Genomic DNA, 1,397 nt, shown 5'->3' on the forward strand with positions numbered 1-1,397 from the left:
CTGGATCGCCTTGGCCAGGGCCAGCACCTCCTGCTCGGTGCGGCAACCGCAACGCCCACCGACCACGCCGTACTCGATCATCACCTTGAGCGTGACCCCACGCTGGGCGAAAAACGCCCCCAGGTCGGCGACGCTGTCCGGGTGATCGACCATGCAATAGAAATCGAAATCCGGGTCCGCCAGCAGCTCGGCGATCAGCGCCATGTTCGGCACCCCCACCAACTGGTTGGCCATCAACACCCGGCGCGCGCCATGGGCATAGGCAGCGCGAGTCTGTACCGCAGTGGCCAGGGTGATGCCCCAGGCGCCGGCGTCCAACTGCCGCTGAAACAGCGCGGGCATCATGCTGGTCTTGCCGTGGGGCGCCAGCTCGGCACCGCTGTCACTGACGAACTTCTGCATCCAGCGGATGTTGTGTTCCAGGGCCTCGCGGTGCAGCACCAGGGCCGGCAGGCTGACGTCTTGCAACAGGCTCGCGCCCTGGGCAGCGGCGCCCTTTTCCACCAGTGGCAGGTTCAATACGGAAGACATCTTGGCACTCCTTATCAAGGCAGCTGCGCACAGCCGCGAAACAGTCATCAATCGTTGATACGCCGGGCCAGACGGTTGGCGCTGTCGATCAGCACCCGGCGATATTGCTGGTAATTGCGCTGGGCATCGGCCCTGGGCGCGACGATGCAGAGCGTGCAGATGCACACGCCGTGCTCATCGCGCACCGGTGCGGCAAAACAATGGGTAAAGGTGTCGGCCACGCTGTCGAAGGAAAAGAACCCATCCTCGGTGGCCTGGCGGATTTGCTTGAGAAACGTCTCCAAGGGCAGACGCTCACCGTCGGGCAGAACGAAGTCCCGTTCATCGATCAGGTCGACAATCTGCCCATCGCTCAAATGCCCCAACAGCAACCGCCCGGAAGCGGTCCAGGGAATCGGCGCGTTCTCGCCGATATTCGAGGAAATGCGGAAGTGCCGCTCGCCCTCCTTCATCAGCGCCACCGTGTATTTGCGCCCGTTGAGCAGGCACATCTGCGCGGTTTCCTGGGTCTGGCGGACGATTTCCTGCAAGGCCTGATCGGCCTCGCGGCTCAGGTCGAAATGGCGCAAATGGGCCTGGCCGAGAAAGTACAACTGGCGGCCCAGGTACACATGCCCCTCCTGGCCCACCGGTTCCAGTACCCGCCGCTCCAGCAGGGAAGCCACCAACTCATAGACCGTGGACTTGGGGCCGCCAATGCCCTTGGCGATATCGTTGGGCCGCAACGGCTGGCCGACCTCCTTGAGGAAATCGAGAATATCGAACGCCCGATCCAGGCCCTTGGCCCGACGCTTGATGTTGTCTTCGCTCATCTACCTGCGCCCCCTCTATCGACCCGTAGGAACCGGCTTGCCGGCGAAGAGGCC

2 protein-coding genes are annotated in these 1,397 nt (G+C 63.4%); both read right to left on the minus strand.

Annotated elements, in window-relative coordinates; all coding sequences use genetic code 11:
* Window positions 1–531, minus strand: a 531-nt coding sequence (locus F6S12_RS31730) for an alanine racemase (protein WP_315869857.1), incomplete at its 3' end; no start/stop codon positions are given.
* 47 nt (window positions 532–578) lie between these two features.
* The gene (locus F6S12_RS31735) at window positions 579–1,343 is read right to left on the minus strand and encodes an IclR family transcriptional regulator (protein WP_011061859.1); all 765 of its coding nucleotides are present in this window, start codon (window positions 1,341–1,343) and stop codon (window positions 579–581) included.
* Window positions 1,344–1,397: the final 54 nt, after the last annotated feature.

Source organism: Pseudomonas sp. JV245A, assembly GCF_032424515.1.
Lineage (GTDB): Bacteria > Pseudomonadota > Gammaproteobacteria > Pseudomonadales > Pseudomonadaceae > Aquipseudomonas > Aquipseudomonas protegens.